General features: G+C 54.2%; 13 protein-coding genes. All 13 read right to left on the bottom strand.

Annotated elements, in window-relative coordinates; all coding sequences use genetic code 11:
- Positions 1-310: 310 nt before the first annotated feature.
- Positions 311-532, bottom strand: a complete 222-nt coding sequence (locus tag QEN31_RS06445) for a zinc ribbon domain-containing protein (RefSeq protein ID WP_000406466.1) — start codon at positions 530-532, stop codon at positions 311-313.
- A gap of 88 nt (positions 533-620) precedes the next feature.
- Positions 621-2093 (bottom strand): ribosome biogenesis GTPase Der, encoded by a 1473-nt coding sequence (gene der / locus QEN31_RS06440; protein ID WP_000249411.1) that lies wholly within the window; start codon positions 2091-2093, stop codon positions 621-623.
- A 118-nt stretch (positions 2094-2211) separates the two neighbouring features.
- Positions 2212-3390, bottom strand: coding sequence for an outer membrane protein assembly factor BamB (gene bamB / locus QEN31_RS06435; RefSeq protein ID WP_001177074.1), 1179 nt, complete (start codon positions 3388-3390; stop codon positions 2212-2214).
- 10 nt (positions 3391-3400) lie between these two features.
- Positions 3401-4021: a YfgM family protein gene (locus QEN31_RS06430; protein ID WP_000409190.1), complete on the bottom strand. Its 621-nt coding sequence runs from the start codon at positions 4019-4021 to the stop codon at positions 3401-3403.
- 13 nt (positions 4022-4034) lie between these two features.
- Entirely contained in the window at positions 4035-5309 is a 1275-nt protein-coding gene (gene hisS, locus QEN31_RS06425; RefSeq protein ID WP_001107141.1) for a histidine--tRNA ligase, read from the bottom strand.
- A gap of 110 nt (positions 5310-5419) precedes the next feature.
- The gene (gene ispG, locus QEN31_RS06420) at positions 5420-6538 is read right to left on the bottom strand and encodes a flavodoxin-dependent (E)-4-hydroxy-3-methylbut-2-enyl-diphosphate synthase (protein WP_000551804.1); all 1119 of its coding nucleotides are present in this window, start codon (positions 6536-6538) and stop codon (positions 5420-5422) included.
- Between the two features lie 26 nt (positions 6539-6564).
- Complete coding sequence (gene rodZ / locus QEN31_RS06415; protein ID WP_001090890.1) at positions 6565-7569, bottom strand: cytoskeleton protein RodZ; 1005 nt, start codon at positions 7567-7569, stop codon at positions 6565-6567.
- A gap of 291 nt (positions 7570-7860) precedes the next feature.
- A complete protein-coding gene (locus tag QEN31_RS06410) occupies positions 7861-9027 on the bottom strand; it encodes a bifunctional tRNA (adenosine(37)-C2)-methyltransferase TrmG/ribosomal RNA large subunit methyltransferase RlmN (RefSeq protein ID WP_000003211.1) in 1167 nt (388 codons plus the stop codon).
- 206 nt (positions 9028-9233) lie between these two features.
- Entirely contained in the window at positions 9234-9665 is a 432-nt protein-coding gene (gene ndk / locus QEN31_RS06405) for a nucleoside-diphosphate kinase (protein ID WP_000963846.1), read from the bottom strand.
- 120 nt (positions 9666-9785) lie between these two features.
- On the bottom strand, positions 9786-10649 hold the full coding sequence (locus tag QEN31_RS06400; protein ID WP_000247788.1) for a 4Fe-4S binding protein: 864 nt from the start codon (positions 10647-10649) through the stop codon (positions 9786-9788).
- Positions 10649-11458, bottom strand: a complete 810-nt coding sequence (locus tag QEN31_RS06395; protein WP_000544894.1) for a dimethyl sulfoxide reductase anchor subunit family protein — start codon at positions 11456-11458, stop codon at positions 10649-10651. The genes QEN31_RS06400 and QEN31_RS06395 overlap by 1 nt, the downstream gene beginning before the upstream one ends.
- Entirely contained in the window at positions 11451-12080 is a 630-nt protein-coding gene (locus tag QEN31_RS06390) for a DMSO/selenate family reductase complex B subunit (RefSeq protein WP_000077436.1), read from the bottom strand. Before QEN31_RS06390 ends, QEN31_RS06395 begins: the two co-directional genes overlap by 8 nt.
- A complete protein-coding gene (locus QEN31_RS06385; RefSeq protein ID WP_001521637.1) occupies positions 12077-14455 on the bottom strand; it encodes a DmsA/YnfE/YnfF family dimethyl sulfoxide reductase in 2379 nt (792 codons plus the stop codon). Before QEN31_RS06385 ends, QEN31_RS06390 begins: the two co-directional genes overlap by 4 nt.
- Positions 14456-14586 lie beyond the last annotated feature (131 nt).

Below are 14586 nucleotides of genomic sequence, written 5' to 3'. Positions count from 1 at the left end.
GAAAAGATATTATATGGATGATTCAGATGGAATCATAACTAACAGGCCTAAATATATTCCTAAAAAGAAAAGTTTAATATGAAACAGATTTATAATATTGATATAATAAATAAAAAGAAAGCTGTTATTTATTTCTAATATTAATTTTCGGGAATAATATTCCCTATAAATAGTTGAATCAATAAAAAGAATAAAATAACCGCCGGGCAGGATACTATGCTGATATTACGGGAGTATCGAATAACGCTTTTGCCCTTAGCCGGATAAGACGTCGGCGCCTCTGCTCTGCGGCGCAACGTCGACAGCGGTTTTATTGATCGGAAATGACGAAATTAACCCGTTTTTTTGAAATTAAACCATGACCGTTCTGGCAAAAATAGTCCACTGCGCCGCAGGCTTTCAAAACCTGTAACGGCTGGCGGCAGTCAGGACAAAGTGCCTGTAACGAGAAATCTTTAGCGCATGTCTCGCAATGCGCTGTATCGCCATTGCGCTCCAGCGCGTGATGGCAAACGGGGCAGGTTATTTCCATAACATTCTCCTCAGGCGCGTGACTTACTTTTACTTGAAAGGCCTGATAGCGCAGCGCTTGTCAGGCCTGGAATATTACTGAAAAAGCATTACTTGCTTTTCTTGATATGTTTCATCAGACGCTTACGTTTGCGCATTTGCGTTGGCGTCAGTGTGTTACGCTTGTTCGCATACGGGTTCTCCCCTTCTTTAAACTGAATGCGAATCGGCGTCCCCATCACTTCCAACGACTTGCGGAAGTAGTTCATCAGATAGCGCTTATAGGAGTCTGGCAGATCTTTTACCTGGTTGCCGTGAATCACCACAATCGGCGGGTTATAGCCGCCAGCGTGGGCATATTTCAGTTTTACACGGCGACCACGCACCAGCGGCGGCTGATGATCTTCCACCGCCATCGTCATGATACGGGTCAGCATCGCAGTGCTCACCCGGCGAGTGGAACTGTCGTAAGCCTCGCGTACGGACTCAAACAGGTTGCCGACGCCGCTGCCGTGTAGCGCAGAGATAAAATGGACGCGGGCAAAATCAATAAAGCCCAGACGGAAATCCAGCGTCTCTTTCACCTGCTCTTTGACTTCCTGGCTCAGGCCATCCCATTTGTTGACTACGATAACGAGTGAGCGCCCACTATTGAGGATAAAGCCCAGCAGAGACAAATCCTGGTCGGAGATCCCCTCGCGCGCATCGATAACCAACAGTACGACGTTAGCGTCTTCAATCGCCTGCAACGTTTTAATCACCGAGAACTTTTCTACCGCATCGGTGATTTTTCCGCGCTTACGCACCCCCGCCGTGTCAATCAGCACATATTCCCGTTCGTCGCGTTCCATCGGGATATAAATGCTGTCGCGAGTGGTGCCCGGCATGTCGTATACCACCACGCGCTCTTCACCGAGAATACGGTTAGTGAGTGTGGACTTACCTACGTTCGGGCGACCGACAATCGCCAGCTTTATCGGCAGGCTTTGCGGGTCAAAATCATCTTCCGGCGCTTCTTCACCATTTTGTTCCGCCTCGAACTGCGCCCAGTATTCCGCGTCTTCATCCACCTCTTCCTGCGGCGCGACATCATCCATCCACGGCAGAAGCACATGTTCCAGCAGGCTCAATACGCCGCGACCATGTGAGGCGGCGATAGGGTAAATTTCGCCTAATCCCAGCGAGTAAAAATCGACAACCGCCTGATCGGGATCGAGACCATCCGTTTTATTCGCCACCAGGAAGGTCGGTTTTTCACGGGAGCGCAGATGTTTGGCAATCGCTTCATCCGCCGGCATCAGACCAGCGCGCGCATCTACCATGAATAACACCACATCCGCTTCTTCAATCGCCAGCAGCGACTGTTCCGCCATCCGCGTTTCGACGCCGTCTTCGGTGCCGTCAATACCGCCGGTGTCGATACAGATAAACTCGCGGCCTTCAACCTCCGCACGACCGTACTTACGGTCACGAGTCAGACCCGGGAAATCCGCAACCAGCGCATCTCGGGTGCGGGTCAGACGGTTAAATAGCGTGGATTTTCCGACGTTAGGGCGCCCGACAAGCGCGACCACAGGTACCATGTTTAAAGCCTCATTTAAAAAATCATCAGACAACGCGCGTCATTTTTACGCCGTTGTTAAAAACAGGAAAACGGCCCCTACACCAGGAGCCGTTTTTTAAAACACACAACCGTGACGATTAACGCGTAATCGCGTAGACCGTACCGTCTTTGGCCTGGATGAGCAGTTTACCATCCGCCACCGTCGGTTCGGTCAGAAAACCGGAACTGTCTACTTTTTGTTGGGCCACAAAACGCCCGTCATCGACATTAATCCAGTGCAGATAACCTTCGCTATCGCCGACGACTAAATCACCATTATACAGCACCGGGGAGGTCAGCAAACGGTGCAGCAAATCGCTTTGCGTCCACAGCGTTACGCCGCCGTCAGTGGTCAGCGCCAGCACGCGATCGTTCTGATCGACCAGGTAGATACGGTCTCCGTCGACGATAAAGTCATTGACCGAACCCAGCTCGCGTTTCCACATAATCTGACCACTGCGCAGATCCAGCGCCGTTAAGTTACCATTATACGCCAACGCGTAAACGACGCCGTTTACCACAACCGGCGTGGTATCGACGTCGCTCAGACGGTCAATTTCCGTTGGGCCAGTGGCCTGGGAGATACGCTGCTGCCAAATCATCTGCCCTTGTTGCATCAGCACGGCGCTGACGCGGCCATTATCACCACCAACGATAGCCGCGCCGAACGCGGTTGCCGGCGCAGATTCGCCGCGCAGCGACAGCGAAGGCATATCCAGGTTCACCGTCCATTTAATGGCGCCATCCGCCTGATTTAGCGCCTGCAACTGACCGTTGCTGGTATGGATAAGAACGATTCCATCACTGACAACCGGACGAGACAACGCTTCGCCTGCGACCTTCGTCTGCCATGCTGTGGTACCGTCGCTGGTATTCAGCGCATAAACCTCGGCCTTTTCACTGCCGATATAGACGTGACCGCCCGCGACAGTGACGCCGCCGGACAACAACGCGGACGAACGAGAGAACCAGCCGTCTTTCTCGCCCAGATTCACAGACCAGATCTCTTTGCCATCATCCGCATTGAGCGCTTTTACCACGCCCGCGCGATCGGCTGCATAGACCACGTTATCTACCATTACCGGATGAAGGTTAGAATAAAATTCGCCAATTCCGTTACCGACAGAGGTGCTCCAGACAGTGGTCGGGGTAAACTGGTTTTCAACCTGCGGTAATGGAGACATCTTGACGACATCTTCTTCGCCGCTAAACAGTGAACAGCCGCTGAGCAGGGTAACGGAAAGCAACCCTGGCAGAAGTAATTTACGCAATTGCATCGGGTCCCTCTCAGATGGACAAATTATTGATTTTCATCTGCATCATTTCGCTCAACGCCGGAGAAGCATCGCTATTGACGCCCGCTTCCCATGCGCTGCGCGCGCCTTTTTTATCACCCTTACTCAGCAACGCTTCGCCGCGCAAATCAGCGACAATGGCTGTCCATCCTTCGCCTTTAACGGCATCCAGAGTTTTCAGCGCGGCGTCGGCTTGCTTAAGCTGCAACTGAACGCGAGCGAGACGCAGATTAATCACCGCTTTGAGATTTTCATCGCTGGTGGCCGCCAACCCCTGCTGCAACTGGGCTTCGGCTTTTTTAAGTTCATTCTTATCCACAAACTGCTGCGCCAGTTCCATAGACGCCAGCGCACCATAGGTGTTTTTATTCTCAGCCGCGAATTTTTCAGCGGCGGGAATGCTATCCGGCTTATCGGCGCTTACCGCCGTCACCGCATTTTGATACGCCAGAGAAGCAGCACGCGCGGACTCCGTCTGATGGCTGCTCCAGTAACGCCAGCCAACCAGCGCGCCAACCCCTAAAATCACTCCGACAGCCAGCGCTTTGCCGTTTTCGGCAAAGAAGCGTTTAATCGCATCCACCTGGTCGTGTTCGTTCTCGTAAATTTCCACGCTGTCCTTCTCCTTAGCCCAATAAAGTGCGCAAATGCGCGGCGACGCTGTCCTGCGCCACTGCCGTTTGCTCACCGGAGCGCAAATCCTTCACTACAACAGTCCCATCGGCGACTTCAGATTCGCCAAGAACCAGTGCAATACGGGCGCCCCACTTATCGGCGCGGGCAAACTGTTTCTTAAAGTTGCCGCCGCCGTGGTTTGTCATTAGCTTCACGCCTGGCATTTCATCGCGCAGCCGCTCCGCCAGCGTCATTGCCGCAGACTGCGTTTGTGCGCCGGCAGCCACCAGGTATATATCGACAACAGGAGAGGCAATAAATTCCGGATTAACTGCCTGAACTAACAAAACAAGTCGTTCCAGGCCCATCGCAAAGCCCACTGCCGGGGTAGCGCGACCGCCCAGTTGTTCCACCAGACCGTCATAACGACCACCCGCACAGACGGTGCCTTGTGACCCCAGACTGTTTGTTACCCATTCAAATACGGTGCGGTTGTAGTAATCCAGACCGCGTACCAGACGCTGGTTGACGGTGTAGGCAATTCCCGCCGCGTCCAGCAATTTACACAGGCCGGCAAAGTGCTCGCGTGAATCGTCATCGAGATAGTCGCCGAGAGCGGGCGCGTCGTTGAGCAGCGCCTGCACGTCCGGATTTTTTGAATCCAGCACGCGCAGCGGATTGGTATACATACGGCGTTTGCAGTCTTCGTCCAGCGTCTCTTGATGCTGTTCGAGGAACGCGACCAGCGCATCGCGATAGTTCGCACGCGCCTCTAACGAACCAATAGAGTTCAGCTCCAGGCTAACGTGTTCAGCGATGCCCAGCGCGCGCCACCAGCGTGCGGTCAGCATAATCAGCTCCGCGTCAATATCCGGGCCTTGTAAGCCGAAGACTTCGGCGCCTAGCTGATGGAACTGACGGTAGCGGCCTTTTTGCGGACGCTCATGACGGAACATCGGCCCGATATACCACAAACGCTGTTCCTGATTGTACAGGAGACCATGTTCGATGCCGGCGCGTACACAGCCCGCCGTACCTTCAGGGCGCAATGTCAGGCTATCGCCGTTGCGATCCTCAAAGGTGTACATCTCTTTTTCAACTACGTCAGTAACTTCACCGATCGCACGTTTGAATAACGGGGTCTGCTCTACAATCGGCAAGCGGATTTCACTGTAACCGTAGCTGCCGAGCACGTTTTTGAGTGTGCCTTCAATGCGCTGCCAGATGGCGGTTTCGCCAGGCAGATAATCGTTCATGCCGCGAATGGCTTGAATGTTTTTTGCCACGTTTATTCTCTTTCTGAATATAAAAATGAACCCTCAGCGCTTCCCCGAACGAACCGGGAGCCATGCGGGTTCAATCATACACGGGAAGCGCGCCGCTTCCCATCACGTTCTTATTTTTCAACCTGCAGCACGTCAATCCGACGCGCTTCATCAAGTTGACTTGCTTTCGCGCGAATACGGGATTCAAGCTGCGCGATCATATCGTCGTTATCGAGTCTGTCCTTACGCACGCCGTCTTCATACAGGCCGCTTTTCTTATTGCCGCCCGTCACGCCCAGCGTCGATACCAGCGCTTCGCCCGGCCCGTTCACTACGCAACCGATGATCGAGACGTCCATCGGGGTGATGATATCTTCCAGACGCTGCTCCAGCGCGTTCACCGTGCCGATAACGTCGAACTCCTGGCGAGAACAGGTCGGGCAGGCGATGAAATTGATGCCGCGCGCGCGAATGCGCAGCGACTTCAGAATATCGAAACCGACTTTGATCTCTTCCACCGGGTCGGCCGCCAACGATACGCGCAGCGTGTCGCCGATACCTTCCGATAACAGCAGACCTAAACCGATCGCCGACTTGACCGCCCCGCTACGCGCGCCGCCCGCTTCGGTGATCCCCAGATGCAGCGGCTGATCGATCTGTTTAGCCAACAAACGATAAGACTCAACGGCAAGGAATACATCGGACGCTTTTACGCTCACTTTGAACTGATCAAAGTTGAGACGATCGAGATGATCGACATGGCGCATGGCTGATTCCAGCAACGCCTGCGGCGTCGGCTCACCGTATTTTTCCTGCAGATCTTTTTCCAGCGATCCGGCGTTTACGCCGATACGAATAGGGATGTTTTTGTCGCGCGCGCAGTCCACCACCATACGAATACGTTCTTCGTTACCGATATTGCCGGGGTTGATACGCAAGCAGTCAACGCCGTATTCCGCTACTTTCAGCGCAATGCGGTAGTCGAAGTGAATATCGGCAACCAGCGGGACGTTAACCTGCTGTTTGATAAGCTTGAACGCTTCGGCGGCGTCCATTGTCGGTACAGAAACACGAACAATATCTGCGCCAACGCGCTCCAGCGCTTTGATCTGATTAACCGTCGCTTCCACGTCAGTGGTACGCGTGTTAGTCATCGACTGGACGGCGATAGGGGCACCATCGCCAATCGGCACATTCCCAACGTAAATACGTGTCGATTTTCTACGTTGAATCGGAGCCTGGTTATGCATGAAAAACCTCCCGCGTTACCCGTCTGTTACTGCGCCGGTGTCGGTTCGGCATTAAGGGTCAGACGCGCAACCTGATTAGTTCTGATAAAGCGGCTCAGATCGACAGGTTTTCCTTGATACTGGATCTGCACCGCGGCCGGCGCGCCAATTTTAAGTTTATAAGGCGCCTGACCGGTTAGGTTTAAATTACCATCTTTACGCTGCATACCGCTAAACAGCTTCTTACCCGTGGCGTCAGTGACTTCGAGCCAGCAGTCAGCGGTAAAATTCATCACCAGCGCGTTCGGATCGGCAGCAGGCGCCGCTACGCCAGCCTGACTGGTCGGCAGCGCGGACGGCGTCTCCGTTGCCGCTGGCGCGGCAGATGTCGCAGCCGTATCGACATTCGCCTGCGAAGGCGCGACTACCGTATTTTGCGTCGCCGCCGCCGTTGGCGCTGGCGTTTGCGTCGCCGCCGTCGAATCAACCGGCGTCGCAGGAGCCGGAGCCGTTTGCGCTGGCGTCGTATCCTGGCTTGTCGCGGCACCGGTGTCCAGCGGTACGCTTTGGCCGCTGTCTTTATCTGCGTTCAGTTCAGCCGTGCTTTGATCGGCCATCGTCGTGATCTCTTCCTGCTGCGCCTTGTGGTTCTGCCACCACCAGGCGCCGGTCAGCCCTACGACCACAAACAGTACCAGCCAGGTAAAAGACATTAACCAGCCGTCGCGTTTTTTACGACGCTTTCCTAATGAGAAACTCTGCATCGGGGCGACTTTAGCGGCGCGCAGCGGAGCTTGTTTTTCCAGCCCCGGCAGCAGTTCCTCTTCTGGAACATGCACCAGACGCGCATATGAGCGGATATATCCGCGCAGGAAGGTTGAAGCAAGATCGGACGGCGCCTTATCTTCTTCAATATCGCGTACCGTAGAAACCTTCAGGCAAAGTCGCTCAGCGACAGCCTGCTGGCTGAGTCCGAGTTGTTCACGGGCATTGCGCAGACGAACGCCGGTGGTTTGTGCTTCATTTTGGTCGTGCGTGGCTTCAGTATTCATTCGCTACAGCTACAGGTACGTGTAAATTAGGATTCAGGCGCCGACGAGCCGTAATGCCCGCCCACACCGCGAAACATCAGGTTAGTTAACCTTAGTCAGACAGTATAAGCCTGTCAGGCCGCAGATGACAAAACCGCTAAGACACAAGGCTAAACTCTTGTTGCACCATTACATACTGCCTTAAAGTCGACAAAAACGCACCGTTATTATTGACCAGACAAGTACAACGCCAGACATTATTCAACTGACATTGCGCCACGGTATAATGAATGCCCCGTGGCGCAACTGCTATCAAATAGCCTTGATGTCAATCACCTCTCCCTGCATACGCTTACGCAGGGTACGTTTGGTACGGTCAATCACATCGCCAGCCAACTGTCCGCATGCCGCATCAATGTCATCGCCACGCGTCTTGCGTACGATGGTCGTGAAACCATAACTCATCAAAACCTTAGAAAAGCGATCGATACGGCTGTTAGAGCTGCGGCCATACGGCGCGCCAGGGAACGGGTTCCACGGAATCAGATTAATCTTACAAGGCGTCTCTTTTAGTAGCTCCGCCAGTTGATGCGCGTGTTCAGTGCCGTCGTTAACGTGGTCAAGCATCACGTATTCAATCGTCACGCGCCCCTGATTGGCGTTGGATTTCTCCAGATAGCGGCGAACCGCGCCCAGGAACGTTTCGATATTGTATTTTTTGTTGATCGGGACGATTTCGTCGCGAATAGTGTCATTCGGCGCATGTAAGGAGATAGCCAGCGCGACATCTATCATATCGCCCAGTTTATCCAGAGCAGGCACCACGCCGGACGTTGAGAGCGTGACACGACGTTTGGACAGGCCGAAACCAAAGTCATCGAGCATAATTTCCATCGCCGGTACGACATTGGTCAGGTTAAGCAATGGCTCGCCCATCCCCATCATGACCACGTTGGTGATCGGACGCTGGCCGGTGACTTTGGCCGCGCCGACGATTTTCGCCGCACGCCAGACCTGACCGATAATTTCCGATACGCGCAGGTTGCGGTTAAAGCCCTGCTGCGCAGTTGAACAAAACTTGCACTCCAGCGCGCATCCTACCTGTGAAGAGACACACAGCGTAGCGCGGTCGTCTTCCGGGATATAGACCGTTTCAACGCGCTGATCGCCGACAGCAATCGCCCACTTGATGGTGCCGTCTGAAGAACGCTGCTCTTCAACGACCTCCGGCGCGCGAATTTCCGCGACCTCTTTTAATTTGCCGCGCAACACTTTGTTGATGTCGGTCATCTCATCAAAATTATCGCAGCAATAGTGATACATCCATTTCATCACCTGATCGGCGCGGAAAGGTTTTTCACCTAAGTTTTTAAAAAACTCGCGCATCTGCTGACGGTTGAGATCCAGCAGGTTGATTTTTGTTTCTTTGTTAGGAACTACCGGGGTACTGCTTTCAGGTGTGACAATTTGTTCAGACATATGCTATTCCGGCCTCGTTATTACACGTTATGGCCTCTGGAGGGTTGAAAAAAGAAACGCCCCGGTAAGCTTACTGCTCGTCCGGGGGCGCTGCATTGTACAAATTCTGGCGTAAGGATGCCACGTCTGCACGCGGCATTAGCAAAAATAATATTTGAACCGATAATTTATCGCCAACGCATTTACAGCGTGAAAGACGAAGGAGATTAACGGGTGCGCGGGCACACTTCGCCTTCACCGAAGAAAAAGGCGATTTCGCGCTGCGCGGATTCCAGCGAATCCGAACCGTGGGTGCCGTTTTCAGTTAAGCTATCAGCGTAGTCGGCGCGCAGCGTACCCGCCAACGCGTTCGCCGGATTGGTGGCGCCAAGCAGATCGCGGTGACGCTGTACCGCATTTTCACTTTCCAGCACGGATACCACGATAGGGCCAGAGGTCATGAACTCCACCAGACCGTCAAAGAACGGCTTGCCGTCGTGCTCAGCATAGAAGCCGCGCGCCTGCTCAACGGTCAGGTGCAGCATTTTAGTGCCAACAATTTTGAACCCTGCAGCTTCAAAGCGCGCAAAGATGCTGCCAATAACGTTTTTTGCCACCGCGTTGGGTTTAATGATGGAAAAAGTCCGTTCAATAGCCATGTTTACCTCTGAAATATGTTCTGTTGTTATGTCAGGCGCGGATTATAAAGAGCATCCCATCAATTGCCTATGGATGCAGGTAACATTTTTTTAAAATAAAATGAGCATTAGCAACAAAAGTTAAAGGCGCACAGCAAACTCAGGGGACTGACACAGCACGCAGTGCGTGTGTTCAGGCGTGAGAGCATGAAAAGTACGTTTGCAGATGTCGCAGGTGAGCGTATACGCCGTACTATGCCGCGTTGAGGCGGGTTCCACGTCAAACCGCAGCCGCAGCGCCTGATGCGGACATACCGCCGCACAGCCGCCGCATCCCGTACAACGCGCCGCCGCTATCGTCAGGGTATTGTCGTCAAACTGGATAACGTTTTCCGGGCAGCTTCGCCAGCAGGCGCCGCACATCCTGCACTCTTGCGGACTGATTTCGGGTACGCATTCGCTGAACGCGGAAAACGCCTGTCTGAGACGCCGTTTCCCCGGCTCGACGGCGCACGGGGTAATGGCGTCGCGCGGAACATGAAACAGAGTGCGCCGCGAGGCGTTAATCTCCGCGCCGACAACGTGTTTGAAAGACCAGCCCGGCTCGCCGTAGCGGCGCAGCGCTAAATTTAGCCTCGCCAGCGCCATCAGCCACTGCGCCGATCGCTCCACCGCAATATCAATAAAGCGAATACCGTACTGGCTGTGCCAGAGAAGCAGTTCATCGACCGTTGGCGCCTGTAGCGAAAACGGCCCCACCAACGTATCCCCCTGCACAAAGCGTTTAACCGGTTTGATACCGGTAATGGCGTCAACAGGACAGACAAACAGACAGTCGCCACAGGCTATGCAGCGCGTCGTATCTATGCTGACCTGCCCCTGCGCCAGCGAAAACGCCTGCGCCGGACAAACATCGGCGCAAGCGCGGCAGGAAGAAAAACGAAAGCGACGACGGACGCAGGCCTGCGTCACGTCTACCGCCGGATCGATCGTCAGGTTAACCATCAGCCAATACTAAAGAAGACGTAGCGCAGCATAATCTCGCCGAGAAGCAGCAATACGCTGCCCGCCACCAGCGTCCCTCTGGCGTTTCGCAGACCGCCTGCGGCAAAGCAGAGCATTCCCGCCGCTGAGACACACCAGCCGAGAAGATAGACGTCACGCAACTGCGCCAGCGCCTGTAGCGGATGATGCGGGAAAGTGACGACCGTCGTATCCACCGCATTAATATCCGCCAGCCATAGCGGCTGCATGATCAGGCGAATCAGCACCATCAGTGCGACCACCACCACAGCGCAGCGCATTGCGGCGCCAGCGTTGCGCAGATAAGCCAGCGCAATGACTACCGAGCCGATAATGCCTGACGTGCCAAAGAACAGCGCCAGCGTGTTGCTATGCTGCCAGGTCGCCACCGAGGCATGGATATAAACCTGCGCCATGCAGAATACATCCACCAGCCCAAACGCTGCCGCCAGCGCCAGCAGCGGCTGCCAGCCTGGCTTTCGGAAAAACAGCAGCACAATCCCTAGCCCCAGCGCCGCCAGATAAAGGCTGGCAAAGACGATTTCGCGACTCAGCCACGAACTGGCGACATGACGTAACGCATTTAGCGCATTCAGGGGATAGCCCATGTGCAGCGCTGAAGCAAGCAGCCCCACGCAGGCCAGTACAAACGCCCCCGCCATCGCGGGAAGCGCGCCGCGTGCAGGCACGCGTCCCTCTACGGCGTACTGGCGGCCCAACGCCAGCCACACTGTCACGCCCACGGACCCTTGCAAACAGAGCGTAAAAATCAGCAGCGGTAACTCATGCATGGCGTTTACCCTCTTTTTCTGCGCCCTGATGCGCTTTGACAACCAGATTAGGTTTGGTTATGGATGAATCTGGCAGCCCGTTAACGTCGCATACGCTACCGTACTTCGCGCGCAGTTCATCAATCGGACCAAACTTGATGGCCTCCAGCGGACAGGTCGCAACACAGACGGGCGGTTCACCTTTCGCCAGTAAATCAACGCACATGTCGCACTTAGACATTTGGCCGGTCTGCTCGTTAAGCTGCGGCGCGCCATAAGGGCAGGACCAGGCGCAATAGCCACAGCCGACGCATTTGTCGGTATCAACGCGCACAATGCCGTCACCCGGGCGTTTATGCATAGCGGTAGTCGGGCAATTTTTGGTGCAGACAGGGTCCGCACAGTGGTTGCAGGAAATGGAAAGCGTATAAGCAAATACGTTATTGCTGACCCCACCCTGCCCGGTCGGGATGAAACTTCCGCCCTTGACTTCATAGACGCGGCGGAAACGACGGCCTACTTCCAGATTGTTTTTGTCTTTGCAGGCCACCTGGCAGGCTTTACAACCGGAGCAGCGTGAGGAGTCGATGAAAAATCCCAGTTGTTTATCGCTCACCGGCGGGTAATGTGTAAACTGACTCATGCTTTAGCCACCTCCACCAGCATGGTTTGATGTGAATTTCCCTTCGCCAGCGCGGTAATACGGGCCGAGCTGAGGACGTTCGCACAGCCGCCTTTATCAACGCCGTTTTCATCCGGCTGCCACCAGGCGCCAGCCTGCATCGCGACAACGCCGGGAATAATGCGCGGCGTCACTTCCGCCGGGATTTCGCAAATCCCGCGTGAGTTATGAATGCGCACCATGTCGCCATGCGTAATGCCGCGCTTTTGCGCATCCTGCGGGTTGATCCACAATGTCTGCTGCTGCACTTCAATCAGCCACGGGTTAGCGTATTGCGTTGAGTTGGCGCGGTTTTTTCCTTTCCACGTAATTAACTGGAGCGGAAAATCTTTCGCCAGCGCATCCTCCGGGCCTTCATGCGCGGGAACGTAGTGCGATAACGCCGGGATTTCCGGATGCTGCATGTCGTAGAGGCGCTTCGAGAAGATCTCTATTTTCCCTGACGGCGTCGGGAACGGATGATTTTCCGGATCGCGAATATTGTCTTCAAAGGCGATAAATGGCGCGCTTTTGAACAGATGCTGACGGGTCTTTTGCAGCGTGGCGAAATCCGGCAGATTTTCGTCCGGCATCGCCAGGCGCGTCTGTTCCCAGATGTGTTCAATCCACGCTTTCTCATCGCGCCCCTGGCTAAATTCATTCTCAATGCCTAATTTCGCCGCCACCTCACGTAGCCAGTCGTAGTCGGAGCGCCGCTCAAATTCAGGCTCAATCAGTTTTTCAGAGAGTATCAGGTAGCTTGCCGTGCCCCAGGTTTCACCGATGTTCCAGCGTTCCATAAAGCTGGTTTCCGGCAGCAGTAGATCAGCGTATTTCGCGCTCGGCGTCATAAACAGATCGCTGGCGACAATAAACTGGATCTTTGATTCATCCTCCAGTACGCGTACCGCCTGGTGCAGATCGGGGTTCTGATTCGCCAGATAGTTCCCGGCCAGCGAGAACAGAATACGGATGTTACTGTCCAGCTTATCGGCATCTTTCAGCCCCATATCCGGCGTCACTTTGCTGGCGTCGTCTGCGGCCTGCACCCAGTTCATCACCGAAATTTTGGCTTTTACCGGGTTATCCGGCATCTCCGGACCCGCGGCGAATTTACGGTTAGCGCAGCCGCCGTAACCCGCAGCCCAACCGCCTTTGATGCCGACATTACCGGTAATGGTCGCCAGTAGAGTCGAACCGCGCGCGGTGCGCTCGCCGCAGTTGTGGCGCTGTGGTCCCCACCCCTGAATCAACGCGGCGGGTTTGGTATTCGCGTAATCACGCGCTAACTGGCGAATGGTTTGCGCCGGCACATGGGTGATCTTTTCCGCCCACTCGGGGGACTTAACGACACCGTCTTTGGCGCCGGTCAGATACGCCACCAGCGATTCGTTAGCCGGTACGCCTTCCGGCATTGAGTCTTCATCAAAACCGATAGCGTAACGCGCAATAAATGCGCGATCGTGCAGATTCTCGCTGATGATGACGTACATCATCGCGTCCATCAGCGCATTGTCGGTGGTGGGCAGCAGCGGGATCCACTGATCCGCCAGCGACGAAACGGTGTCGGAATAGCGCGGATCAACCACGATAAACCGCGTACCGTTCTGCTTCATCTTCTGCAAGAAATAGTTGGTATGACCAAAAATGGTCTCCGTCGGGTTATGGCCCCACAGAATCACCAGTTTGGTGTCCAAAAGCGTATCCAGTGAACTGCCGCTGGCGGCAATGCCGTAAGTATAAGGCGTCGCGGCCGCCGTGTTGCCCATACTCACAGAATGGTAGCTTTCGAGATATCCGCCGGTCAGATTCAACAGGCGACGTGCCATTTTATCGCCGGAAAAGGTGCCGCCGGAAACGGCGGTACCAACATGAACATAGCGCGAAGCCGGGCCATATTTTTCAGTAATCGATTTTAAATTATCGGCGATTAAGGTTGTCGCTTCATCCCAGGAAATTCGCTCAAATTTTCCTTCACCGCGTTTTCCTACGCGCTTCATGGGATATTTAAGTCTGTCAGGATGATAAACAAATTTACGGTATGCGCGTCCACGAACACAGGCACGCATCACCGGCATTTGCGCATCCAGCGCATTATCCGGTCGCGTTGAAATTCGCGTCACGATACCGTCACTAACATGCGCCCGAATATCGCATTTGCCCCCGCAGTCAAAAGTGCTGCATGTCTGAACGACTTTTTCCGCAGGCCTGTTTTCAGTTGCCGTCACAGCGCGCGCCTGAGCGGTAGCTGGCGAGGAGACAAACGGTAACGCAATAAGCGCGGAGCTGGCCTGGATAAAGTGGCGGCGAGAAATAGCGGGCTGTTCGCCATTTCCCTGGCTTTTTATATTTTTCATGATCCGACTCGTCAAATAAAAACCCATTCTCACGTTTTTATGCGCTGGTTCTCTTGATATTTATCAAGCTCCCTCATTAAGGGTAATTCCGGAAAAATTAATAATTCTCATTAACTTTAAATTAAATGAAA

The sequence above is a fragment of the Salmonella sp. SA15303 genome (genome assembly GCF_029962125.1).
Lineage (GTDB): Bacteria > Pseudomonadota > Gammaproteobacteria > Enterobacterales > Enterobacteriaceae > Salmonella > Salmonella enterica.
Note: the sequence above shows the minus strand (reverse complement) of the source record. Positions and strands in the feature narration are given on the sequence as shown.